Origin of the sequence: Nocardia wallacei (assembly GCF_029869545.1) — a bacterium.
GTDB classification, from domain to species: Bacteria; Actinomycetota; Actinomycetes; order Mycobacteriales; family Mycobacteriaceae; genus Nocardia; species Nocardia wallacei_A.
In genome coordinates, this window is sequence record NZ_JARWQD010000313.1 from 40,719 (window position 1) to 64,631 (window position 23,913).

The following is a 23,913-nucleotide window of genomic DNA, read 5'->3' on the forward strand; positions in this document are numbered from 1 at the left end:
GCTCAGACTATTTCGGCTAGGACGGTGCCCTGCGTGACGGCGCCACCGGTCTCCATCGCGAGGCCGGTGATGGTGCCGGATTTGTGGGCGGTAACGGGGTTTTCCATTTTCATGGCCTCGAGGACGGCGATCAGGTCGCCCGCCTCGACGGGCTGCCCTTCCTCGACGGCGACCTTGACGACGGTGCCCTGCATGGGTGCGGTGACCGCGTTGCCGGAGGCGGTGCGGGGGCCGGATCTGGTGCGGGACTTGGGTTTCATGCGGACGACGCCGTTGGTGCCGGTGGGCGCGGCGCGGGCGGTCAGTTCGCTCGGCAGTGAGACCTCCAGGCGTCGTCCGCCGACCTCGACGACCATCGTGCGGCGTGGTTCGGACTCGTCGTCTTCGATGGGCTGCCCGCCGGTGTAGGGCGGGATCGGGTTGTCCCACTCGTTCTCGATCCACTTGGTGTAGACATCGAACTTCGCCCCGTCACCCACGAACGCCGGGTTCTCGACGATGTGGCGGTGGAACGGGATGACCGTGGCCAGGCCCTCGACCTCGTACTCCGCCAACGCCCGCCGCGCACGCTCCAGGGCCTGGGTGCGGTTCTCACCGGTCACGATCAACTTGGCCAGCATCGAATCGAACTGCCCACCAATCACACTCCCGGCAACCACACCCGAATCCACACGCACACCCGGCCCGGTCGGCTCCTTGTACACCGTCACCGGCCCCGGAGCGGGCAGGAAATTCCGGCCCGTATCCTCACCATTGATCCGGAACTCGAACGAATGCCCCCGCGGGGTCGGATCCTCGGTAATCGACAACTCGTGACCCTCAGCGATCCGGAACTGCCACCGCACCAAATCCAAACCCGAGGTCTCCTCGGTGACCGGATGCTCCACCTGGAGACGGGTGTTCACCTCGAGGAACGACACCGTCTCGCCCTGTACCAGGTATTCGACGGTGCCCGCGCCGTAGTACCCGGCCTCACGGCAGATCCGCTTCGCCGACTCATGAATCTTGCCGCGCACCTCATCGGACAAAAACGGCGCCGGAGCCTCCTCGACCAACTTCTGGAACCGCCGCTGCAACGAACAATCCCGCGTCCCCGCCACGATCACATTGCCGTGCTGATCGGCCAGCACCTGCGCCTCCACATGACGCGCCTTGTCCAGATACTGCTCCACGAAACACTCGCCGCGCCCGAACGCCGCGGTGGCCTCCCGCGTCGCGGACTCGAACAACTCCGGAATCTCCTCGATCGTGTGCGCGACCTTCATCCCACGCCCACCACCACCGAACGCGGCCTTGATCGCCACCGGCACCCCATAGGTCCGCGCGAACTCCACAACCTCGGTCGCGTCCTTGACCGGATCCTTCGTCCCCGCCGCCATCGGCGCGGACGCCCGCTCAGCGATATGCCGCGCGGTCACCTTGTCCCCGAGATCGCGAATCGACCGCGGCGACGGACCGATCCAAATCAACCCCGCATCCAACACCGCCTGCGCGAAATCGGCGTTCTCCGACAAGAACCCATACCCCGGATGAACAGCATCCGCACCCGACTTCCGAGCCGCATCCAAAATCTTGTCGAACACCAGATACGACTCCGCCGACGTCTGCCCACCCAACGCGAACGCCTCATCCGCAAGCCGCACAAACGGCGCCTCCGCATCCGGCTCCGCATACACCGCGACACTCCCGATACCGGCATCCTGAGCGGCCCGGATCACACGCACCGCGATCTCGCCCCGGTTCGCTACCAATACTTTTCGCACGGCCGACCTCCTAGTCCGCGGCGGTCAGGCCGCTCGGCACCAGCTGTTCGCGGTGAGGAAAACGGTACGCCGCTGCGGCCGCAGCCACAGCGCGGGCGCGGGACGCAGCACCGGCGCCAAGGGCTCCGCGGTCGCCAGCAGCAACGCCGTGACCAGCGCGGCGATCTCTTCATCGTCGGGATTGCCCTTCTCGATCCGGATCCCGATTCCGTTGTCGTTCACAATGTCTCCGTTCGTCGACGATCACAGCGGCGGATTGCCGTGCTTGCGCAGCGGGAGGTCCGCGTGTTTCGAGCGCAGCATCGCCAGGCCGCGGATCAGCGCCGACCGGGTCCGGGCCGGGTCGATCACCTCGTCCACGAGGCCCCGCTCGGCCGCGTAGTAGGGATGGATGAGTTCGGACCGGTACTCGCGAATTCGCTCGTCCCGCACCGCTTCCGGATCCTCGGCGCCCGCGATCTCGCGGCGGCACACGACCTCCACCGCACCCTCGGCGCCCATGACGGCGATCTCATTGGTCGGCCAGGCCAGCGCCAGGTCCGCACCGATGGACCGGGAGTCCATCACGATGTAGGCCCCGCCGAATGCCTTGCGCAGCACCACCGATATCCGCGGCACCGTCGCATTGCAGTACGCCGACAGCAATTTGGCGCCGTGCCGGATGATGCCGCCGTGCTCCTGCCCGACGCCAGGGAGAAATCCGGGCACGTCGACCAGCGTCACGATCGCGATATTGAAGCAGTCGCAGGTCTGCACGAAGCGCGCGGCCTTCTCGGCGGCGGCGATATCGAGCGCACCGGCCAGCGAATTCGGCTGGCTGGCAACGATTCCCACTACATGCCCGTCGAGCCGCGCCAGCACACAGACCACATTGGCGGCCCACTGCTCCTGCACCTCGAAGAAGACCCCGTCGTCGACGATCTCCTCGATCACCGCGCGCATGTCGTAGGGCCGGTTGCCGTCGGCGGGAACCAGGTCGTACAGCGCCTCGCTGCGCCGGTCGGCGGGATCCGAACACGGTGCGACGGGCGGCTGTTCGTGATTGTTGGCGGGCAGCATCGACAGCAGCAGCCGCACGTCGTGCAGGCAGGTCTGCTCGTCGTCGTAGGCGAAATGCGCCACCCCCGAATGCTGCGCGTGCACATCGGCGCCGCCGAGCTGCTCCATGGTGACCCGCTCCCCGGTGACCGTGGCGACCACATCCGGCCCGGTGAGGAACATCTGCGCGATCCCGCGCACCATGAACACGAAATCGGTCAGCGCCGGGCTGTAGGCCGCACCGCCCGCGCACGGCCCCAGCATCACGCTGATCTGCGGAATCACCCCGGAGGACCGGGCATTGCGGCGGAAGATCCCGCCGAACCCGGCCAGTGCGGAGACGCCCTCCTGGATCCGCGCGCCCGCACTGTCGTTGAGCGCCACCAGCGGCGCACCGGTCGCCGCCGCCAAATCCATGACCTTGTGGATCTTTTCGGCATGGGCCTCGCCGAGCGCGCCGCCGAGAATGCGGAAATCCTGGGCGTAGACGAAAACGGTGCGCCCGAAGACCGTGCCCCATCCGGTCACCACGCCGTCGGTGTGCGGGCGGCGCCCGGCCATCCCGAACCCGGTCCCGAGCCCGCGCCGCAGCGATTCGACCTCGGTGAAAGATCCCTTGTCCAGCAGCATGTCGATGCGCTCGCGCGCGGTCGCCTTGCCCTGGTCGTGCTGGCGGGCGCTGGCCGCGGTGGTATTGCTCTGCACCGACCGCTGCAGGTCGGTGAGTTCGGCGACGGTTCGGTACACGACGTCTCCTCTGTCTCTCAGCTTTTCAGGTAGGTGTCGAAGAACTCGAACACCCGCCGCCACGCGTCCTCGGCCGCCTGCCGCTGGTAGCCGAAGCCGGTGACGCGCAGCAGCGGGGTCATCGGCCCGGCGTTCCAGTGGTTGGCGAAGCCGTGCCCGACGCCGGGATAGGTCTTCACGTCGTGGGGAACATCGTTGTGGGACAACGCTTCGGACAGCTTGTCCCCGGCGCCCAGCAGCGAGGGGTCGCGCCTGCCGTAGCTGCCGACCACGGGGCAGCTGCCGCGCAGCGTCTCGTTCATATCCTTGGGCAGGTTGCCGTAGAACGGCGCGGACGCGTCGAATCCGTCGGTGGCGGTGGCGAGTGCGAACCCGCCGCCGATGCAGAAACCGACCACGCCGATGCGCCCCGTGCAGTCGGGCTGCCCCTTCAGGAATTCGCGGGCCGCGGTGATGCGGTCGAAGGTGGTGCCCTGCCCGCGATTGAAGTCGCGGAACATCCCGACCAGGCAGCGGGGCCCGCTGCCGTCGAACAGCCGGGGTGCCGCGGCCAGATATCCGGCCTCGGCGATGGTGCGGGTGATCGTGCGGACGTCGTCGTTGAGTCCCATGACGTCGTGCACCACGACCACGCCCGGCCAGGGGCCGGAACCCTCGGGCCGGACGAGTTCGGCGTCGATGCCGCCGGTGGGGGAGTCGATCCGGGTCTGGTTCATTGCGCTGCTCCTCGTGCGATATCGGCTCGTGCGATGTCGGACAGTGCGGATCGGTCGACCTTGCCGTTGGGCAGGCGTGGCAGCCGGTCCACCAGTTCGATCGAGTTCAATTGTGCTGCTTCGGAATAGGTGTCGCGCAGCTCTTCGAGCAGGCCGGAGGACCCCTGCGCGGCGTTGACGAATCCGGCCAGGCGCACCGCCGCGCCGTCATGGACCCCGACCACCTCGCATTCTTCGACACCCGGATGCGATTCCAGCGCGCGCCGCACCGCCGAGGGGGAGATCACCTCGCCGTCGCGGTGCACCAGATCCCGGATCCGATCGGTGACCGTGAGCAGGCCGTCGGCGCCGAGGCTGCCGTAATCGCCGGTCGCGAACCAGGTTCCGGGGGCGCTGTGCAGCGCGGCGCCGTCGTAGTAGCCGAGCATGATGGCGGGTCCGCTCGCCCAGATCTGCCCGGGTGTTCCGGTGGGAACCGGGTCGGGTGTGGCGCTGTCCAGCGGCGCGATCCGCACCGAGACACCGCCGACGGCGGTGCCGACGGACCCGATGCGCTCGGCGCCCGCCCGCTCGGTGCTGATCAGCGACGTCGTTTCGGTCAGGCCGTAGCCCTGCCAGCAGGGCAGCCTCAGCGTGGACCGGATCCGCGCATTGGCCCGCGCCGACAGCGCGGTGCTGCCGGATCCGATCATGGTCAGGTGCCGGATCGGGGCATCGCCGAACCGCGGGTCCGCGGCGAGTTGCTCGAGCCGCACCGGCAGCGAATACAGGTGGGTGGCGCGCAGCTGATCGGCGACGATCACGGACTCCCAGACATCGCGATGCCCCGCGAGCACCTGCCGGGCACCCACCCGGATCGACGCGTTCATATGCATCGGGTAGTAGATGGGACGGCTGTGGGCGACCCCGCCGCTGTCGGCGAGACCGTGTGCGGCGGAAAGCTGTTCGGCATTGGCGCGAATATTGGCGTGGCTGTAGCAGACCGCCTTCGCCGGACCGGTGGAGCCGCTGGTGAACATCAGCGCGGCGGCGTCGTCGGGTAATCCCGCCGTGTGGTCGAATCCGGTGCGCACCAGCCAGCCCGCGTCGAGCCGAATCGACTCGCGCAGCAGGCTTTTGAGCCGTTCGTGCCCCAGGGCCTTGTCGAGGAATCCCTCGAAGCCTCGCTCGGAGACCAGCACCGCGGCCAGTGCCGACAACTCCAGCACATGCGCGAGCGCCGGTGCCGGTAGCAGCGGATTGATCGGCGCGACAATGTTTTCGCTGCGAATGCCGCCGTAGTAGAAGGCGGGGAAGACCGGATCGAGGTCGGCGACGATGCCGACCACCCGGCGCGATCCCACCTTGTCCCGCAGCGTCCGAGCCACCGCATCGGCCAGATCGTCGAGCGCGGCGAAGGTGAGCACGGCCACGTCGGTTTGCACCGCCGTGCGCGGTCCGTGGCTGCGTGCCGCCTCGGAGAGCAGCTCGTCCACGGTGCCGGGCGTGCTGTCCGGCGCCGGGGGTGTTGTCGCACCGGTGATCTCGATTGTGCTGTCGCTGTGCATCTTTCGTCTCCGTATCAGGCGGCGCAGTGCGGCAGGGTGCCGCCGTTGAAGGTGACCATCTCGCCGAAGACGGACACCACGTCCAGGGCCTCACCCAGCGCGCCGCCACGCAGTTCGGCATAGGCGCGATGGACGTTGCCGACCAGGCGTTCCGGATCGCGCCACCCCGAGAACTCGGCGCCCGGGCCCGCGTGCCGGGCGACGTCGAGCGGGCACTGGCCCGCCCGGAACCCCACCGCGGCAATCGATCCCACCCAGTCCAGGTAGCGCGCGGTCGCCCCGAGCAGTTCGGGCCCGGCGATCGGTCCGTGCCCGGGCACGATCACGCGCGGCCGCAGCTCCCGCATGGCCTCGACCGCGCGCCGCATCCCGTCCAGCGAGCCCATCAGGAAGAACGGTGTGCACCCGGACATCAGCAGATCCCCGCTGAACAGCACCCGCTCCCGCGGCAGCCACACCGCGGTGTCGCCGCGGGTGTGCGCCGGACCGAGATGGATCAATTCGATCTCCCGGTCGCCGTCGTGCAGCGTGAGCCGGCTGTCGAAGGTGACCTCCGGCAACCGCACCCACACCTCACCCCACTCGACCTGCGGCCACAGCCCCGTCAGGGCGGTGCCGTTCTCGGCGATCTCGTCCCGGGTGCACCGCTGCGCCACGATGCGCGTGCGGTCCGGGAACAAGCAGTTGCCGAAGACGTGGTCGCCGTGGAAATGGGTATTCACCAGGTCGGTGATCGGCGCGGCTCCCAACTCGGAGATCGCGGCCAGCTGCGCCCGCGTGCGCGCCTCGGTGGCGCAGGTGTCGATCACGGTGGTGCCGTGCGTCCCCGCGACCACCCCGCAGTTGTTGACGCACCACCCCGAATGCTCCTGCAGGTAGGCGAATACGCTGGGAGCGAGCTCCACCATGGTGGGAGCCGCGGGCAGTCCGGCCGTGGCGAGTTCGGTCACGGGTGCTCGCTCTCCAGGCGCTGCTTGGCGATGCGCATCGTCGACATACTGTTGGCGCTCAACGCATCTCGCGCCTTGTCCAGATTCGGTCCCTGCGGCTCGGCGGTGGCGTGCTCGGGCCGCAACCGGATGGTGTGCGACGAGGTCAGCACGGCATCGCCGCCGGAGGCGTCGATGCTCCAGCTGCCCAGGTGCAGATCCAGCAGCGGCGGCAGGTTCAGCTGCTTGTATTCGATACGGCTGTGCCCGTCGGTGATCCGGATCGACATGGTGTCGTGCTCGCCCACGCTGGAGCGGGTGGTCATCGTCAGCGCGTGCACACCGGTCCCGTACTCGCGCACGTCGATCGCCCGCACATGCGGTAGCACCTCGGTCCAGCACCGTGCGTCCCAGATGAATTCGTGCACGGCCTTCGGATCGGCGGCGATCCGGATCGAGTCGGAGAACGTCCGCACCTCGGCGGTCTCGGCCCGGCGCTCGGCCAGTGCCTTCAGTCCCGCCAGTTCGGTGCGGCTGTTCTCGTCGGTGACCCGCTCGATCCACTCGAGTACCGCCGGGTCGTCCTCGGCCGCGGAAAAGGTGTGGGCGAGATGGAGTTTCGTCCGGTCGTCGCCGATCGGCTCGACCGTCCAGGTGCCCGCCATGGCCGCGATCGGCGCGGCCGGGGCGGTCTGCCGGAAGGTGATGCGCCCGGCGTCGCGATCCAGTTCCCGCACCGAGGTCCACGACTTGACGTCCTCGCCCGCCCGGGCCCAGATGCGCAGCATCTCCGAATCCGGTGCGCGGTGCAGATATTCGACCCGCAGGGTGGGCGCGAACAGCTCCGGCCAGTACTCGGCCCGGGCCAGCAGGTCGTAGACCGTGCCGGAATCGGCGTCGATATCGACGGAATGTGTGGTGTCCATGGCGTTGTCCTCGCTCGGTGAGTGCCGGTCAGTAGTTGCCGAGTCCGCCGCAGACGTTGATCGCCTGCGCCGTGATCGCGGCGGCCGCCGGGGTGGTGAGGTATTCGACGAGCCCGGCGACCTCGTCGGGCGTGGTGTAGCGGCCCAGCGGAATCTTGGCCTCGAACTTGGTCAGCACCGCCGACTCCTCGATGCCCCAGATCTTCGAGTAGTTGCTCCGAACATGCTGTGCCATAGGCGTTTCCACATATCCCGGGCAGACGGCGTTGACGGTGACACCGGTCCCCGCCAGCTCCAGGCCGAGCGATTTGGAGAAGCCCACCACGCCGTGCTTGGACGCGGTGTACGGCGCTCCGAGCACCACGCCCTGCTTGCCGCCGGTGGAGGCGATATTGATGATCTGCCCGGCGGGCCGCGTCGGCATCCTTCCCGTGGTCAGCACGTACTTCGACATCAGGAAGACGCTGCGCAGATTGGTGCTGATCACGGTGTCCCACAGCTCGCTCGACAGCTCACTGGTCACGCCGCCGCCCGGAATTCCGGCATTGTTGACCAGGGTGTCGACCGGTCCGAAGCGCTCGACACCGGCGGCGACGAACGCCTCGATCGAAACCTCGTCGCGCACATCGCAACCGACGCCGTCGGCGGTGATGCCGAGGGTGCGCAGATCCGCGAGGGTGGCGGCGAGCCGGTCGGTGTCGCGCCCGCAGAGGAACACCCGGTATCCGGCCGTGCCGAGCCGGGTGGCGGTGGCCAGCCCGATGCCGCTGGTGCCGCCGGAGATGAGCGCGACCCGGCCCTGTCCGTTGGTGTCAGGCGACATGGCGGCGCTCCTCGTCGATCGCCGCGACCAGCTGCGCGGGCGTCGTGGCCTGCTCCAGCACGTCGTCGTCCAGTGCGATACCGTGCTCGCGCTTGAGCTGGTTGAGGACTTCCAACAGGGCGATGGAGTCGAAACCCATATCCTCGAACGGGGTTTCGTCACCGGCCTGGTCCAGGGCCGCCACCTCGATGGCGGCATCGTCGCCCGCCACCTGCCGCAGCACCTCGGCGAGAATGTCCTTGTATTCGCTGTTCATCCGAATCACCTCTTCGTGGCCGAGTTCGCTACCGCGACAGCGCTGCTCGGCCTGCGCAGCAAGGTCGCCGAATTGAAGCCGCCGCGCCCGCGGGCCAGCACCAGGGCGGCGCCGAGGTCCGCGTGGACGGGACTGGTCGGGATATCGAGGTCCCGGGCTCGCCGGGAGCGCGGATAGGTGCGGGTGGGCGGGACGACACCGTCGCGCAGCGCCAGGCAGGCGGTGGCGATATCCAAAGCGCTGGCGCCGCAGCCGATTCGGCCGATCCCCGCCTTGGGCACGGTCACGGGCACGGCGCCCGCGCCGAAGACCGCGGTGATCGCCCGTACCTCCTGCTCGTCCATATCCGCCGTGCCGAATCCGTCGGCGAAGACCACGTCCACCTCGCCGGGATCCGCGTCGGCATCGGCGAGGGCACGCCGGATCGCCCGCTCCAGCCCGGCAACCGGAGCCCCGCGACCGTCGAAAGTCGAAGCGAAACCGGCGATTTCGGCGTACATCCGTTGCGGCCGCGTGCCGTCGGGCGCGCGGTCCGGCTGCACCGTCAGCAGCGCTCCGCCCTCACCGGAGACGAATCCGGAGGCGCCGGGGGAGAACGGCCGGTAGGCGGTGTCGGGGTCCGCGCCGACGGTCATGAGCCCCGAACTGGTGTAGGCCGACCAGCCCCACGGGCACATATTGCTGTCCACCGCGCCCGCCAGCACGATCCGGCAGTCGCCGGGTTCGCGCAGTTGCCGCCGCGCCTGTCCGATCGTGTCCATGCCCCCCGCGTCATCGGAAACCAGCGCTCGCCCAGGGCCTTTCATGCCGTGGCGGATCGAGATCTGCCCCGAGTTGACCGCGTAGAACCAGGCGAAGGACTGGTACGCGCTGACGTGGTCGGGCCCCTGCGACCACAGCGCCTGCATCTCCTTCTGCGCGAATTCGAAGCCGCCGCCGTTGTTGGCCGTGACCACCGCCGCCGAATATCCGGCCAGGTCGTCGGGGGACAGCCGGGCGTCGTCGAGCGCCTCCTGCGCGGCGACCAGCGCGAACTGGGTGACGCGGTCGGTCTGCGGCAGCAGCCGCGCCGGGAGGTGCGCCCGGGGATCGAACGGCGTCACCTCGCCCGCCACGCCGGTGGCGTAGCGGCTGCCGTCGAACCGGGTGATCGGCGCGACGGCATTGGCCGCCGCGAGCGTCCCCGACCAGTACGCCTGCGTGCCGAGCCCGAACGGCGAGATCACGCCCAGCCCGGTGATGACGGCCCTCATCGCGCATCCACCCGGGAGATGACCATCGCGCTCTGGAATCCGCCGAACCCGCTGCCCACGGTCAGGACGTGATCCAGCGCCGCGGGCCGGGCCTCGCCCGGAATGTAGTCCAGGTCGCACTGCGGATCCCGCTCGGTCCAGTTGGCGGTCGGCGGCAGCAGCTCGTTGGTCAGCGTGAGCAGGCAGGCGGCGATCTCGATGGATCCGATCGCGCCCAGCGAATGCCCGACCATCGACTTGATCGAGCTGATCGGCGTCCGGTAGGCGTGCTCGCCCAGCGCGCGCTTGAACGCGGCGGTCTCGTGCCGGTCGTTCTGCTTGGTGCCGGAGCCGTGCGCATTGATGTAGCCGATCTCGGTCGGCGCGAGCCGGGCCCGGCGCAGCGCGGCGGTGATCGCGTCGGCCATCTCGGCGCCGTCCGGGCGCAGGCCGGTCATGTGGTAGGCATTGCACCGCCCGGCGAAGCCGCTGATCTCGCCGTAGATCGGCACGCCCCGGCGCACCGCGGCCGACAGCTCCTCGATCACGAACATGGCCGCGCCCTCGCCGAGCACGAAACCGTTGCGGGACAGGTCGAACGGCCGCGAGGCGCGCTCGGGATTCTCGACCCGCGGCGTGGTCGCCTTGATCGCGTCGAAGCAGGCGATGGTGATCGGGGAGATCGGCGCGTCCGAGGCGCCGCACACCGCCCGCTCGACGGTGCCCTCGCGGACCAGGTCGACCGCGTGCGCGACCGAGTCCAGCCCGGAGGTGCAGCCGCTGGACACCACCGAGACCGGGCCGCGCGCATCGACTTCCCGCGCGAGCTCGACGGCGATGGAGCTGGGGATGTAATAGGAGTAGTAGTTCGGCGAGGCCGCGTGCTCGGCGACCTCCCACAGCGTGCCGCGCTCGCTCATCCGCACGTACTCCGACTCCAGGCCCGGGGTGGAGCCGACGGCCGTGCCCACCACGACGGCCGTATGGCAGGGGTCGGTGCGGTCGAATTCGAGACCGCTGTCCACCAGCGCCTCCCGCGCGGCGACCAGGGCGAACTGGCCGACCCGGTCCATCCGCTGCGTCTCGGCGGGACTCAGCCCGCACATCTGCGGGTCGAAGTCGACCTCGGCGGCGACCTGCGAGCGGAACGGCGCCGGATCGACGAGGGTCATCCGGCGGGTGGCGGTGCGGCCACCGGCAATGAGATTCCAGAAATTCTTCCGTCCGGGCATACCGGGGGCAACCACACCGATACCCGTGACGACGACTCTGCGGTCGTGTTGTGACATGGGGACTCCTGAATCAACCGCGCCGGAAATGGTTTCCGGCGGTGGTAAATGGAACGGCTAGGCGAGGCGCGTCGCCGTGCGCAATTCGACGAGATATCGCCCCGAGGAATCGCGGGCGAGGATGTCTTCACACGAAATGATTCCGGTCGGTCGGGCCGGTTGGCCGGGTGCGGATTCCACGGTGAGCACAATGGCCCGCACCCGGGCGCCGGAGGCGGTTGGATCGACCGAGAAATTGGACATGTAATGCCGCTGCACCGCATTGCGTGCCGACCGTTGGGCCCGCAGTGTCCGGCTGTGCTCGACGATCTGTGCCCGGCCCAGCAGGGTGCGCGCGCCGACGATGCGGAAGACCGCGTCCGGGAGGAACGTCGCGGCGTAGGCGGCGAAATCCGCGCGGTCCAGGGCGTGCACCTGTTCGGCGTAGAACTGCTCGGCATTCGCCGCGGCGGCGGTGATCATGGCCGCCCCCAGGCACTGTCGTCGCGGGTGACGCGGCGGAACCGGATCTGCCAGCGGTCGCCGCGGCGGACCAGCAGGTCCTCGCAGAGCGTGCTGGCGTAGATCTCGGAGCCGCCGCCCGCGCGGGATTCGATGACCAGCACGTAGCTGGTGGCCCGGGTGAGGATCGGGGTGCGCGGCTCGATCCGCAGCATCGACACCAGATGGCGGTGCCGGACGCCGGACTTCTCCCGCGCCGCGTACCCGGCGGCCGCCGCATCCCCGATCTGCCGTGCGCCGCGCAGCGGATTCTCGAGCCCGCTCGCGGTAAAGATGGCCTCCGGCAGGAAATCCGCCGACCAGCTCGCGACATTGCCCCCGTCGAGCGCCGCCATGTGTTCGGCGTAGAACCGGCTCCAGGAATCGTAGTCGGATACGCCGGGATCGATTTTCTCCGCCGTCGACAATTGTGTTGTCATCTCGTACCGCCCCGTGAGAATCGTGTTAACATTTTCGAAACCGAAGTCGATGAGATCCCCCGCCTCGATCGACAATTCACACGGTATGCAGCGGTGTGCGGGAGTGGCAATGTGAATGCACTCGGGTTCCCCTGTTCGGCACTTCTGTTCGCAATCCGGGGAAATTCGTGGCGATCGGGCAAACCCGGGGCCCTGCGGAGACCACTTCCATGCAGGTCTGCATGTAAGTGTACAATCTTCGGAATGGCCAGGCCCGCAGTCTCGAAACCGCAGCGTCGCACGCAGGAGCAGCGCAGCAGTGAGATGCGCGTCCGGCTGCTCGACGCCACCATAGACTGCCTCGTCGAATACGGCTACGCGGGCACCACCACGCCGCGGGTCGCCGAGCGCGCGGGCGTCACGCGCGGCGCGCAGGTGCACCATTTCGGCTCCAAGACCGACCTCGTCGTGGCCGCGATCAGCCACCTCGCGCAGCGCCGCACCGACGCCGCCATGCAGGAACTCGGCCGCTTCCGCGCCGAGGACGACCCGCTGGCCGCGGTCCTGGACTTCCTGTGGGAACTGCACCAGGGCCCGCTGTTCATCGCGGCGATGGAGCTGTGGGTGGCGGGCCGCGTGGATCGGGTGCTCGCCGCCGAGATGGCGAAGGTCGAGCCGTTCGTCAACAACGCCGTGCTCATGGCGGTCGCCCAGATGGTTCCCGACGAGGTCGACCGGAAGATAGCGCGCGACTTCGTCTACACCGCCATGGACGCGCTGCGCGGAATCCTGGTCTCCAACTTCATCGATCCCGACTCCGACCGCGCACTGCGCCGCTGGAAACGCGCCTCCGCCCACCTGCGCATCGCCGCGGAAGCCTCGCTCCCGGGCCTACGTCAGCCCAACTGACCCACCCGCCTCACCCGGCCAGCTCCAACCTCTCCTCCGGCCACGGTCCAACCTCGCCTCCGGCCGTCGCTCCACCTCATTTCCGGCCGCCGTCCCACCTCTGCCTCCGGCCGGAATCCCGCACCCCTTGCCAAGTTACATACAGCTCTGTATGTTTGTTTTAGTCCGGTCCCGACGGGATCGTCCACGCCGTCCGCGCGGCGGCCAGATGTGAGGAGTTCGATGGCGAACAAGGTCTACGTCGTCGGCGTCGGCATGACGAAGTTCGAAAAGCCGGGGCGGCGCAAGAACGAGGACGGCAGCGACTGGGACTACCCGGACATGGCGCGCGAGTCGGGCACGAAAGCCCTTGCGGACGCCGGGATTTCCTACGATCAGGTGCAGCAGGCATACGTCGGTTACGTGTACGGCGAGTCCACCTCGGGCCAGCGGGCGGTCTACGAGCTGGGCATGACCGGCATCCCGGTCGTCAACGTCAACAACAACTGCTCGACCGGCTCCACCGCGCTGTACCTTGCGGCACAGGCGATTCGGGGCGGGCTGGCCGACTGCACGCTGGCGCTGGGCTTCGAGAAGATGCAGCCCGGATCGCTCGGCTCGACCTGGGACGACCGCGAGCAGCCCATGGCCAAGCACATGATGGCCCTCGCCGAGATCTCCGAGGTGCTGTTCCCGCCCGCGCCGTGGATGTTCGGCGCCGCCGGTCGCGAGCACATGAAGGCCTACGGCACCACCGCCGAGCACTTCGCGAAGATCGGGTACAAGAACCACAAGCACTCGGTCAACAACCCGTATTCGCAGTTCCAGGACGAGTATTCGATGCAGGACATCCTGGACGCGCGGATGATCTACGACCCGCTGACCAAGCTGCAGTGCTCGCCGACCTCCGACGGCTCGGGCGCGGCGATCCTCGCCTCCGAGGCATTCGTCGACAAGCACAACCTGGCCGCCCAGGCGGTGGAGATCGTCGGGCAGGCCATGACCACCGACTTCGCCTCCACCTTCGACGGCACGGCCAAGGGCATCATCGGCTACGACATGAATGTCAAAGCCGCGCAACAGGTTTACGAGCAGTCCGGGCTGGGAGCCGAGGACTTCCAGGTGATCGAGCTGCACGACTGCTTCTCGGCCAACGAGCTGCTGCTCTACGAGGCGCTGGGCCTGTGCGGCGAGGGCGAGGCGGGCAAGCTCATCGACGCCGACCAGACCACCTACGGCGGCAAGTGGGTCGTCAATCCCTCCGGCGGCCTGATCTCCAAGGGACATCCCTTGGGCGCAACGGGTTTGGCGCAGTGCAGCGAGCTGACCTGGCAGCTGCGCGGCACGGCCGACAAGCGCCAGGTATCCAATGTCACTGCGGCACTACAGCACAACATCGGCCTGGGCGGCGCGGCCATCGTGACGGCCTACCAGCGCGCGGATCGTCGATAAACCAACATTCTTCGTAGAATGAGGACACATGGGCCACATCGAATACACCAAGAAGTTGTCTGCCGCGCCTGATGCGCTGTGGGCGGTTGTGGGCAATCCGAACACCTGGGGCGACTGGTTCTCCATTCACGAGCGGTGGATGGAGGAGCCCCCGGCCACCCTCGAGGTGGGCAACAAGCTGGTCGCCAAGGTCGTCATGCTCGGCATGGCCAACAAGTTCGAGTGGAACGTGGCCGACGTCGACGCGCCCAGCAAGCTGACCCTGACCGCGACCGGAATGGCCGGTGTGAAGGTGGAATTCACCTTCACCATCACCGCGGCGGGCGACGGCAGCGAGCTGGCGGTCAACGGCGACTTCGAGGGCGCGCTCATCAAGGGCGCGCTCGGCAAGGCCGTGGAGAAGGACGGCATGAAGCAGCTCGAGAAGTCCCTCGAGCAACTCGAGGCGCTGGCGGCCAAGTGAGTACGGGCACCGAGGGCCGGGTCGTCGAATTCGACGACTCCGGCCTGAACACCTGGTCCGACGAGGAACGTTTCGAGGTCACGCGCGAGCGGATCGCCGAATACGCCGCCGCCACCAACGATCCCATCGCGGCCCACCGCGACGGCGAGGTGGCCTCCCCGGTCTTCGCGATCGTGCCGGTCTTCGACGCCATGATGGTGCCGGTCATCGACGTGGCGCCCATGGACATCTTCGGCCGGGTGGTGCACGGCGAGCAGGACTTCCACTTCCATCGCCCGATCCGGCCCGGCGAGACCCTGGTGTCGCGGGCCCGGGCGGTCGGATACGCGGGCAGGTCCAACGGCAGCACGATCGCCATCCACATCGAAAGCCGCGACGAGGCAGGCGAACTCGTCAACGAGCAATATCTGACGGCGTTCTTCCGCAACATCGACGCGGGCGAGACGGTCGGGCAGCAGGCCCCGGGGCACAAGTTCGACGAGAGCCTGCGCGCACAGGAGCCGCTCGCCACCGTGCCCCAGCACATCGACGACGACCAGACCTACCGCTACGCACCGGCTTCCGGCGATCCGGTCCCGCTGCACCTGGACGAGGAGGTCGCCAAGGACGCCGGGCTGCCCGGCATCATCGCGCACGGCCTGTGCACGATGGCCTTCGCGTCCTGGGCGGTGCTGACCGAGGTCGGCGGCTCGGATGTGCACCGGCTGCGGCGCTTCGCGGTGCGCTTCGCGAAGATGGTCTTCCCCGGCGACGATCTGCAGACCCGGATCTGGAAGGTGAAGTCCGACAACGGCATCACGACCTACGCGTTCGAGACCGTGCGCGGCGACGACGTGGTACTGAGTGACGGACTCGCCGAGATCGCGGACTGACCCGGACATCGAACAGACTGAGGAGAGAACACATATGGGCGCACTGGAGGGCAAGGTCGCCGTCATCACCGGCGCCGGGCGCGGCATCGGCCGCGAGCACGCGCTGCTGTTCGCGGCCGAGGGCGCGGCGGTGGTCGTCAACGACCTCGGCGGCGACAACGCCGGTGAGGGCACCGACGTCGGCCCGGCGCAGGAGGTGGTGAACGAGATCACCGCCGCCGGTGGTCGGGCCGTGGCCAACACCGCGAACATCGCCGCCTGGGACGGTGCGAAAGAGCTTGTGGAGCAGGCTGTTTCGGAGTTCGGCAAGCTCGATGTCGTCATCAACAACGCGGGTATCCTGCGGGACGGCTTCATCGCCGGGCTCGAGGAGTCCCAGTGGGATGCGGTCATCGCCGTGCACCTGAAGGGGCACTTCAATCTGCTGCGGCATGCGGCGGCGTACTGGAAGGAACAGTCCAAGGCGGGCAATCAGCCCAATGCCGCGGTCGTGAACACCGCCTCCGCCTCCGGGGTCACCGTGCCCAATGCGGGTCAGGCCAACTACGGTGCGGCGAAGGCGGGGATTGCCGCGCTGACCCTGGTCGCGGCCGACGAACTGGAGCGTTACGGGGTGCGGGTCAACGCGATCGCGCCGATGGCGCGCACCCGGCTGACCCTGGCCACCCCGGGCATGGGCGCGATCTTCGCCGCCGAGGTCCCCGAGGGCGAGTTCGATGCCTTCAGCCCGGCCAATATCTCTCCGCTGGTGGCCTATCTGGCCAGCGACAAGTGCCCGATCACCGGCAAGGTGTTCGCCGTGCAGGGCGAGGCCATCTCCGAGCTGGCAGGCTGGCACGACGTCAAGACGATCGAGACCGACGGACCCTGGCTGATCGACGATATCGCCGCCCGGCTGCCGTAGTCCGAAACCTTTGGGAGAACAACGATGTTCGAATGGTCCGAGACCGATGAGCTGATCCGCAACGCGGTGCGGGGCTTCATCGACAAAGAGGTCCGCCCGCAGCTCGACGCCCTGGAAAACGGCGAACAGTCGCCGTATCCGATCCTGCGGAAGCTGTTCGCCGAGTTCGGGATCGATGCGATGGGCGGCGAGGCGGTCGACAAGCTGCTGGCCAAACAGCGCGCCAAGGCCGCGGGGGAGGAGTCCGGCGAGAAGAAGGGCAAGTCCTCCGGCGGTGGCCCGTTCGGCGGCCAGGAGTCGCTGATGGCGGTGCTGATCGCCGAGCTGTCCGGGGTGTGCATGGGCCTGGTCAGCGCGATGGGCGTATCCATCGGTCTCGGCGCCACCACCATCATGTCGCGCGGCACGCTCGCGCAGCAGGAGCGGTGGCTCAAGGACATCGTGACCATGAAAAAGGTTGCGGCGTGGGCCATTACGGAGCCCGATTCCGGTTCCGACGCGTTCGGCGGGATGAAGACCTACGTCCGGCGCGACGGCGAGGACTACATCCTCAACGGGCAGAAGACCTTCATCACCAACGGCCCCTACGCCGACACGGTGATCGTCTACGCGAAGCTCGATGAGCGCGACGCGAACGTGGACAAGCGCGACCGCAAGGTGCTGACCTTCGTGCTCGACAAGGGCATGGAGGGCTTCACCCAGGGCAAGCCGTTCCGGAAGATGGGCCTGCACGCCTCGCCGACCGGCGAATTGTTCTTCGACAACGTCCGTTTGGGTCGGGACCGGCTGCTGGGCGAGACCGAGGAGCACAAGGGCGGCGACGGACGCGAAAGCGCCCGTTCGAGTTTCACCGCCGAGCGCATCGGCGTGGGCTTCATGGCGCTGGGCATCATCAACGAATGCCACCGGCTCTGCGTCGATTACGCCAAGAGCCGCAAGCTGTGGGGTCAGGAGATCGGCCGCTTCCAGCTGGTGCAGCTCAAGCTCGCCAAGATGGAGGTGGCGCGAATCAACGTGCAGAACATGGTGTTCAACTCCATCGAGCGCGCCCGCGCGGGCAAGCCGCCGACGCTGGCGGAGGCATCGGCCATCAAGCTGTACTGCTCCGAGGCGGCGACGGACGTCGCCATGGAAGCGGTGCAGCTGTTCGGCGGCAACGGCTACATGACCGAATACCGCGTCGAACAATTGGCTCGGGACGCCAAATCCCTGATGATCTACGCGGGCAGCAACGAGATCCAGGTGACGCACATAGCCAAGGGCCTGCTGGGTTCCTGACGACGGAGTCATCACTATGCCGAACCCGGTACGGGAACAGGATGCCCACTACGCCGGAATCAGAACTCGTGAACTGACGATCGCCGGAAGCGGCACACCCGTCGTCTTCCTGCACGGCTTCGCCGACTGCGCCGAAACGTGGCGTGGCGTGCTGGAATACCTTGCCGGACAGGGCCGTCCGGCTCGCGCGGTGGACGTCGTCGGATTCGGTGCGGCCGACCCGTTCGGGCCCGGCCCGCTGCTGCCTCAGCTGGACGCCTTCGTCGACGGCCTCCTGGCGACCACCGGGCCCGCTGTGCTGGTGGGCAATTCGCTCGGCGTGACGATGTCGATCCGTGCGGCGCAACGCAACCCCGCGCGGGTCGCGGGCATCGTGGCACTGGACGAGCCCATTCTGTCCCGGCATTGGCTGGCTCGCCGCGCCCGCGGCCGAGTCGGCCCGCCGACGGTCGCCTCGCTGGTGCGCCTGGCGCCCGAACCGCTGATCCGGTGGATTTCCGGCCCCGCGTGGGCAGTACTGCTCTACGGCAATCCCCGAGCCGCCGATCCGGCGACGGTACTGCGCTGGCGCACCCGATACGCGACCCGATCCGGACTGTCCTGGCTGCTCACCAACGCCGTGCGGTTCGCCCGCGAGAGCGTCGACGGATACCCGCAGGTACCGGTGCGGTGCCCGGTCCTGATCCTGCACGGCCGCAGGGACCGCATCGTGCCGGTCCAGGCGGGTGCCGACCTCCACCGGCTGATCCCGGGCAGCGAGTTCAGGGTCCTCCCCGCCGCCGGTCACTGTCCCCAACTCGACGACCCGGCGGCGACCGCCCACACGATCTCGACCTTCATCGACACCCGAATTACACCACGCAGAGATGCAGCGGGGTGAGACAAGCAGGAGCAATCGTGGAGCAGCCCAGCGCACACACGCTGTGCGAGGCATTCCAGTCCGTTTCGGCCCGCAACCCCGACGCGGTGGCGTTGCGCACGCCGGGCGACGCAGTGACAGTCACATGGCGGCAGTATCGAGAACGCGTGCGCTCCATCGCTTCCGGGCTCGCGGGCCTGGGTGTGGGGCGGGGCGACACGGTGGCCCTGATGCTCACCAACCGGCCCGAATTCCACCTGTGCGACACAGCGGTCCTGCACACCGGGGCGACGCCGTTCTCGATGTACAACACCAATCCCGCCGAGGCCCTCGCCTACCTGTTCGGCAACGCCCGCAACCGCGTGGTGATCTGTGAGGAGCAGTTCGTCCCGGTCGTGCTGGCCGCCAAGGAACTGGGCGGCGTCGTCGAGCACGTGGTCTGCGTCGACGCGGCCCCGCCGGGGACGATCGGCCTGGACGCGGTCGAGGCCGGTCCATCGGCCGACTTCGATTTCGACAAGACCTGGCGTGCGGTGAGATCCGACGATCTGCTCACCATCGTCTATACCTCCGGTACCACCGGACCGCCCAAGGGCGTCGAGCTGACGCACGCCAACTTCATCGCCGATGCCCGGGTGATCGAGGAATTCGGTGAGATCACCCCGGACGACAAGGTGATCTCGTACCTGCCCGATGCGCACGCCGCCAACCGCTGGTTCACCCACTACGTGAACCTCCTGCACGGCGTGCAGATCACCGACCTCGCGGAGACGAAGCAGGTGGTGCAGGCACTGACCGAGATCCGTCCGACGGCGTTTCTCGCGGTGCCCCGGGTCTGGGTGAAGATGAGGACCGCGGTGGAATCGGCGCTGGCGGCCGAGCGCAGTCCGCTGCGGCGAGCGCTGGCGCAGTGGGCGATCGAGACCGGGCGCGCGCGGGTGCGCGTCGAATCCCGAGGCCGCGCACCCGGTGTGCCGCTGCGCGTGCGGCACGCCGTCGCGGATCGGCTGGTGCTGTCTCGTATCCGAGCCCGGATCGGCTTGGACCGATTGCGCATCGCCGCGACCGGTGCGGCGCCCATCCCGCCGGAGGTGCACGAGTTCGTGCTCGGTCTGGGGCTACGGGTGTGCGAGGCGTACGGCATGACCGAATGCACCGCGGCCGCCACCGTCAATCGGCCCGACCGCATCCGGCTCGGCACCGTCGGCACCCCGGTACCCGGCGCCGAAATCCGGCTTGCCGACGACGGCGAGGTGCTGGTGCGCGGGCCGATGGTGATGCGCGGCTACCGCGGCGATCCCGAAAAGACCGAGGAGGCAATAGATTCCGATGGCTGGTTGCACACCGGTGACATCGGATCGGTCGACCCCGACGGCTACCTGCGGATCGTGGACCGCAAGAAGGAACTGATCATCAACGCGGCGGGCAAGAACATGTCGCCGACCAATATCGAGAACACCGTCGTCGCCGCCTGTCCGCTGGTGGGGATCGTGGTCGTGATCGGTGATCAGCGCAGTTACAACACCGCCCTGATCTGTCTGGATCCCGATGCCACCGCCGCGTTCGCGGCAGCGCACGGGCTGGACGGAACGCCCGCCGAGCTGGCCGCACATCCCTTGGTGCACAAGCGGATACAGGGTGATATCGACGTCGCGAACACCAAGCTGTCACGCGTCGAGCAGGTCAAGCGCTTCACGATTCTCGACGAGATCTGGGAGCCCGGCGGCACCCACCTGACACCGACCGGCAAGCTGCGGCGCAAGCCGATCGCCGCGGATTACGCGGACGTCATCGAGGCGATGTACGCCTGAGGACGGTACAGCCGGCGGATCGGTGCCGAGGGGTTGTGACCGATCCGCCGGCCTCCCTACACCGCACGCAGATGCGTGCGGCTGGCATAGATGTGCTCGGCGATGAGCGTCGCGATGCGGTCGGGCGCCTCCAGCATCGGGACGTGGCCGACGCCGTGCACCATGATGCGATCGGCGGAGTCGGGCAGCTCCCGCAGGAAACGCTTGGCGTAGGCGCGATTCGGGATCACCCGGTCGAACTCGCACATCAGCAGGCGGACCGGGGTCGGCAGCGTCGACAGGTCCTCCAGCGCGGGCATGCGCAGCCCGGCGGCCAGCAGCGGCAGCATCGCCGGGCAGTTCAGGGCCGAGGTGATCGCCGCCTCGATCCCGCGCCGGGTCGCCGCCGCGGTGTTCTTGCTCAGCAGCATCGAGACCAATTGCCGTGCGGGAGCGCTCAACCGGACCAGCGGCGGCAGCCGCTTGCCGATCTCGACCACCGGCACCAGCGACAGGAATTTCAGGCCCACCCGCATCTGCAGCAGCGACGGCGTCTGCCAGCCGCCGGCGGGCGCGATCGCGGTCAGGGTGCGGGCCCGGCCCCGGCGCGCGAGCTCGAACCCCACCCACGCACCGAGCGAATTTCCCGCGATATGGCATGTGCGCCAACCCAATTCGTCGAGCTGCGCCTCGACCCGGTCGGCCAGGACGTCGATATCGAGATACCAGCCGTTCAACGCGGGCCCGCCCCAGTGCCCGGTGAAGGCCGGGGCGAACACCTCGCACGTGCCGGACAGCCGGAACGCCACCTGTTCCCAGCAGTGTGGCGAGAGCATGAACCCGTGCAGCAGCAACAGCGGGTCGCCCGACCCGGTGTGCAGGGCCGACATCGGCATGAGCGGGACAGTGGAGTGGGCGGTGCCGGACGTCATCGTCGTCACCCCTTCCTGGACCTCGATGTCCACAGGGAGTGTTGATCCCCTGATTGTACGGTCCGCGGCGCTCCCGCAGGGCTGGCAAACGATCCGTTGCCCCCGAGATATCGTGAGGCGTGCACTCAGACGACCTGTTCTCCGAAGCCCAGTCGGACAATTACTCCTCCTACTGCACGATCTCGACCATCAACGTGAACGGTGTGCGCGCCGCGACCGGTAAGACGGGTAGGGGCATGCTCGAGTGGCTGGCGGTCACCGAGGCCGACATCATCTGCCTGCAGGAGACCCGGGCAACCGACGAGCAGACCCGTAAGGCGCTGGCGCCCGCCCTGGAGTCCGGGTGGCATCTGGCGCACGCCGAGCCGGGGACGAAGGGCCGGGCGGGCGTGGGGATCCTGTCCCGGCGCGAGCCGCGGGCGGTGCGCATCGGATTCGGCAGTGCGGAGTTCGACGGGGTCGGCCGCTATATCGAGGCCGAATTCGACGAGCTGACCGTGGCGAGCGTGTACGTGCACACCGGCGAGGCCGACACGCCGATGCAGGACGAGAAGTACCGGTTCCTGGCCGAACTGGGCGCGCACCTCGAGGCCCAGACCCGCGACTTCGTGATCTGCGGCGACTGGAACGTCGCGCACACCGAGCTGGACATCAAGAACTGGAAGGGCAATGTGAAGAACTCCGGGTTCCTGCCCGGCGAGCGCGCCTGGATCGACGAGATGCTCGCCGCCGGGTACGTCGACGTGGTGCGCGCGCTGCATCCGGGCGTCCCCGGCCCGTACAGCTGGTGGTCCTACCGCGGCCGCGCCTTCGACAACGACGCCGGGTGGCGCATCGACTATCAGCTGGCGCGCGGGGAGGTGGCGGCGCGCGCCAAACAGGCCGTGGTGGAACGCGCGCCGGAGTATGCGCTGCGCTGGTCGGACCACGCCCCGGTGACGGTGCAGTACCGATGAACCTGTCCGATAAGCGGATTCGCACGCTGCTGGTGCTGGGCGGGCTGATCCTGGCGGTGGTGGTCGCGGGCGTGCTGGCGCTGCGCGGCGGAACGGATTCCGGTTCGGCGGTCGCCAAGTCGGGGACGGCGAGCGCTACGGCCAAGGCGGGCAACACTTCTGCCGCACCGGTCACCAGTCGCGCGCCCGGCGTCCCCGACCGGGCCTACCAGACGCTGCAGGAGATCGATGCCGGGCGCTGGCCGGATTCTGCGGGCTCGCCCGGCACCAAGGGCGGCGACCAATGGATGAATCGTGAAGGAACACTGGCGAAAACGGATGCTTCCGGGAAAACGATCACCTATAAGGAATGGGACGTGAATCCGAAGAAACGCGGCCAGACCCGCGACGCCGAACGCATAGTCACCGGGAGCGACGGCTCGGCCTACTACACCGGCGACCACTACAAGACATTCACGAGGATGCGGTGATGGGGTCGATGAGCACGCCGATGACGTTGTCGCAGTTCCTGTCCGCCTCCGAGTCCGCCGCTACGAGCCGGTCCGCCGCAGAGTCTGCCGACTCGAGCCGGTCCGCCCCCGTACTCGGCGCACTCGCCGTCGGAGACGGCGAGTTCAGCAGCGTCCGCTACCAGGCCCCCGCCGAGTACATCGTCCGCGAGCTGCGTGGCGCCAAGATGCATACCACCGCAGGCGTTTTCGACGAGTTCGCCGCGGCCTTCCAGTTCCCGTACTACTTCGGCGAGAACAAGGACGCCTTCGACGAATGCCTGCGCGACCTGCCCGATTTCGTCGGCGACGCACCAGGATACGTCGCGGTGATCCGCGACGCGGACGAGCTGCTGGCGGACCAGCCCGGCCAACGTCAGTGGTTCACCGAGGCGATGCGCGACGCCGCCACCACCCACGCCGCGCACAACACCACGTTCCGCGTCGTCCTCCAGGGCAAGCCATTCACCGAGGCCGTCGCCCTCGCATTGTGAACGCGCTCCCGGGCAGGCCGCTTTCGATGGAATTCAGACGCCGGGGGCATGCTGCCGAAGGGGCGCAGGAATTCAGACGCCCCCGGGCGGCATGCTGCCGAAGGGACGCAGAATTTCAGACGCCCCCGGGCGGCATGCTGCCGAAGGGAATGCACCAGATGTAGGGGTCGGGGCTCTTGGAACCGGTGAGCAGGCAATTCTGGATCAGAACTCGCCATTGGGACCAGGGATCACTATCGGCGACTGCCGTCGCGGGAGCACACAGCCCGCTCCCGTCGGCCTGCACGGTACAGGCGTGCCCCCCCCCCGGGGCCCCCCCCCCCGGCGCGGCCCCCCCCCCCCCCCCCCCCCCCCGGCCCCAAAAACCCAAAA

The 23,913-nt window shown here is 68.3% G+C and carries 25 protein-coding genes; 11 read left to right on the forward strand and 14 right to left on the reverse strand.

The genetic code is table 11. The features are described from left to right. Window positions 1–2: 2 nt before the first annotated feature. The 13 genes from QH290_RS28515 to QH290_RS28575 are packed head-to-tail and all read right to left on the reverse strand — an operon-like array spanning window position 3 to window position 12,261. Window positions 3–1,763 (reverse strand): acetyl/propionyl/methylcrotonyl-CoA carboxylase subunit alpha, encoded by a 1,761-nt coding sequence (locus tag QH290_RS28515; RefSeq protein ID WP_280386267.1) that lies wholly within the window; start codon window positions 1,761–1,763, stop codon window positions 3–5. Window positions 1,764–1,787: 24 nt separating this feature from the next. Further along, window positions 1,788–1,985, reverse strand: coding sequence for an acyl-CoA carboxylase epsilon subunit (locus QH290_RS28520; RefSeq protein WP_280386269.1), 198 nt, complete (start codon window positions 1,983–1,985; stop codon window positions 1,788–1,790). A gap of 21 nt (window positions 1,986–2,006) precedes the next feature. Continuing rightward, complete coding sequence (locus QH290_RS28525) at window positions 2,007–3,548, reverse strand: acyl-CoA carboxylase subunit beta (protein ID WP_280386271.1); 1,542 nt, start codon at window positions 3,546–3,548, stop codon at window positions 2,007–2,009. A 17-nt stretch (window positions 3,549–3,565) separates the two neighbouring features. After that, a complete protein-coding gene (locus QH290_RS28530; protein ID WP_280386273.1) occupies window positions 3,566–4,264 on the reverse strand; it encodes a dienelactone hydrolase family protein in 699 nt (232 codons plus the stop codon). After that, window positions 4,261–5,811, reverse strand: coding sequence for a class I adenylate-forming enzyme family protein (locus QH290_RS28535; protein WP_280386275.1), 1,551 nt, complete (start codon window positions 5,809–5,811; stop codon window positions 4,261–4,263). The genes QH290_RS28530 and QH290_RS28535 overlap by 4 nt, the downstream gene beginning before the upstream one ends. Before the next feature lie 14 nt (window positions 5,812–5,825). Next, window positions 5,826–6,761 (reverse strand): MBL fold metallo-hydrolase, encoded by a 936-nt coding sequence (locus QH290_RS28540; RefSeq protein WP_280386277.1) that lies wholly within the window; start codon window positions 6,759–6,761, stop codon window positions 5,826–5,828. Further along, complete coding sequence (locus QH290_RS28545; protein WP_280386279.1) at window positions 6,758–7,666, reverse strand: aromatase/cyclase; 909 nt, start codon at window positions 7,664–7,666, stop codon at window positions 6,758–6,760. Before QH290_RS28545 ends, QH290_RS28540 begins: the two co-directional genes overlap by 4 nt. A gap of 28 nt (window positions 7,667–7,694) precedes the next feature. Further along, on the reverse strand, window positions 7,695–8,489 hold the full coding sequence (locus QH290_RS28550; RefSeq protein WP_280386281.1) for an SDR family NAD(P)-dependent oxidoreductase: 795 nt from the start codon (window positions 8,487–8,489) through the stop codon (window positions 7,695–7,697). Continuing rightward, window positions 8,479–8,745: an acyl carrier protein gene (locus tag QH290_RS28555; RefSeq protein ID WP_280386283.1), complete on the reverse strand. Its 267-nt coding sequence runs from the start codon at window positions 8,743–8,745 to the stop codon at window positions 8,479–8,481. Before QH290_RS28555 ends, QH290_RS28550 begins: the two co-directional genes overlap by 11 nt. Before the next feature lie 5 nt (window positions 8,746–8,750). After that, window positions 8,751–9,998, reverse strand: coding sequence for a beta-ketoacyl synthase N-terminal-like domain-containing protein (locus QH290_RS28560; RefSeq protein ID WP_280386285.1), 1,248 nt, complete (start codon window positions 9,996–9,998; stop codon window positions 8,751–8,753). Next, window positions 9,995–11,266 carry a beta-ketoacyl-[acyl-carrier-protein] synthase family protein gene (locus QH290_RS28565; RefSeq protein WP_280386287.1) on the reverse strand — a complete coding sequence of 424 codons (1,272 nt, stop codon included), beginning with the start codon at window positions 11,264–11,266 and terminating at the stop codon, window positions 9,995–9,997. Before QH290_RS28565 ends, QH290_RS28560 begins: the two co-directional genes overlap by 4 nt. 57 nt (window positions 11,267–11,323) lie before the next feature. After that, window positions 11,324–11,728, reverse strand: a complete 405-nt coding sequence (locus QH290_RS28570) for a nuclear transport factor 2 family protein (protein ID WP_280386289.1) — start codon at window positions 11,726–11,728, stop codon at window positions 11,324–11,326. Next, window positions 11,725–12,261, reverse strand: a complete 537-nt coding sequence (locus QH290_RS28575; protein ID WP_280386291.1) for a nuclear transport factor 2 family protein — start codon at window positions 12,259–12,261, stop codon at window positions 11,725–11,727. The genes QH290_RS28570 and QH290_RS28575 overlap by 4 nt, the downstream gene beginning before the upstream one ends. Before the next feature lie 168 nt (window positions 12,262–12,429). Here QH290_RS28575 and QH290_RS28580 point away from each other — a divergent pair, with 168 nt between their 5' ends. The 8 genes from QH290_RS28580 to QH290_RS28615 all read left to right on the forward strand — a co-directional run bounded on the left by QH290_RS28580 (window position 12,430) and on the right by QH290_RS28615 (window position 20,692). Then, window positions 12,430–13,074: a TetR/AcrR family transcriptional regulator gene (locus tag QH290_RS28580; RefSeq protein WP_280261758.1), complete on the forward strand. Its 645-nt coding sequence runs from the start codon at window positions 12,430–12,432 to the stop codon at window positions 13,072–13,074. 222 nt (window positions 13,075–13,296) lie between these two features. Then, on the forward strand, window positions 13,297–14,505 hold the full coding sequence (locus tag QH290_RS28585; protein WP_280261760.1) for a lipid-transfer protein: 1,209 nt from the start codon (window positions 13,297–13,299) through the stop codon (window positions 14,503–14,505). Between the two features lie 28 nt (window positions 14,506–14,533). Next, a complete protein-coding gene (locus tag QH290_RS28590) occupies window positions 14,534–14,968 on the forward strand; it encodes a type II toxin-antitoxin system Rv0910 family toxin (RefSeq protein ID WP_280261762.1) in 435 nt (144 codons plus the stop codon). Next, the gene (locus tag QH290_RS28595) at window positions 14,965–15,840 is read left to right on the forward strand and encodes a MaoC/PaaZ C-terminal domain-containing protein (protein WP_280261764.1); all 876 of its coding nucleotides are present in this window, start codon (window positions 14,965–14,967) and stop codon (window positions 15,838–15,840) included. The genes QH290_RS28590 and QH290_RS28595 overlap by 4 nt, the downstream gene beginning before the upstream one ends. 34 nt (window positions 15,841–15,874) lie before the next feature. Next, window positions 15,875–16,744 carry an SDR family oxidoreductase gene (locus QH290_RS28600; RefSeq protein ID WP_280386292.1) on the forward strand — a complete coding sequence of 290 codons (870 nt, stop codon included), beginning with the start codon at window positions 15,875–15,877 and terminating at the stop codon, window positions 16,742–16,744. Between the two features lie 24 nt (window positions 16,745–16,768). Continuing rightward, a complete protein-coding gene (locus tag QH290_RS28605; protein ID WP_280386293.1) occupies window positions 16,769–18,022 on the forward strand; it encodes an acyl-CoA dehydrogenase family protein in 1,254 nt (417 codons plus the stop codon). Between the two features lie 16 nt (window positions 18,023–18,038). After that, entirely contained in the window at window positions 18,039–18,902 is an 864-nt protein-coding gene (locus QH290_RS28610; protein ID WP_280261770.1) for an alpha/beta fold hydrolase, read from the forward strand. A 14-nt stretch (window positions 18,903–18,916) separates the two neighbouring features. Further along, window positions 18,917–20,692, forward strand: coding sequence for an AMP-dependent synthetase/ligase (locus tag QH290_RS28615; protein ID WP_280386301.1), 1,776 nt, complete (start codon window positions 18,917–18,919; stop codon window positions 20,690–20,692). 56 nt (window positions 20,693–20,748) lie between these two features. Here QH290_RS28615 and QH290_RS28620 read toward each other — a convergent pair whose 3' ends face one another. Further along, window positions 20,749–21,636 carry an alpha/beta fold hydrolase gene (locus QH290_RS28620; RefSeq protein WP_280261774.1) on the reverse strand — a complete coding sequence of 296 codons (888 nt, stop codon included), beginning with the start codon at window positions 21,634–21,636 and terminating at the stop codon, window positions 20,749–20,751. Between the two features lie 86 nt (window positions 21,637–21,722). On the opposite strand from QH290_RS28620, the gene QH290_RS28625 reads away from it, so the two are divergent. From QH290_RS28625 to QH290_RS28635, 3 genes are read left to right on the forward strand one after another with little or no spacing between them, the layout of a single operon-like run. Then, window positions 21,723–22,559 (forward strand): exodeoxyribonuclease III, encoded by an 837-nt coding sequence (locus tag QH290_RS28625; protein WP_280261776.1) that lies wholly within the window; start codon window positions 21,723–21,725, stop codon window positions 22,557–22,559. Then, complete coding sequence (locus QH290_RS28630) at window positions 22,556–23,029, forward strand: guanyl-specific ribonuclease (RefSeq protein ID WP_280386295.1); 474 nt, start codon at window positions 22,556–22,558, stop codon at window positions 23,027–23,029. The genes QH290_RS28625 and QH290_RS28630 overlap by 4 nt, the downstream gene beginning before the upstream one ends. Window positions 23,030–23,037: 8 nt before the next feature. Continuing rightward, window positions 23,038–23,541 (forward strand): barstar family protein, encoded by a 504-nt coding sequence (locus QH290_RS28635; RefSeq protein ID WP_280386303.1) that lies wholly within the window; start codon window positions 23,038–23,040, stop codon window positions 23,539–23,541. Window positions 23,542–23,913 lie beyond the last annotated feature (372 nt).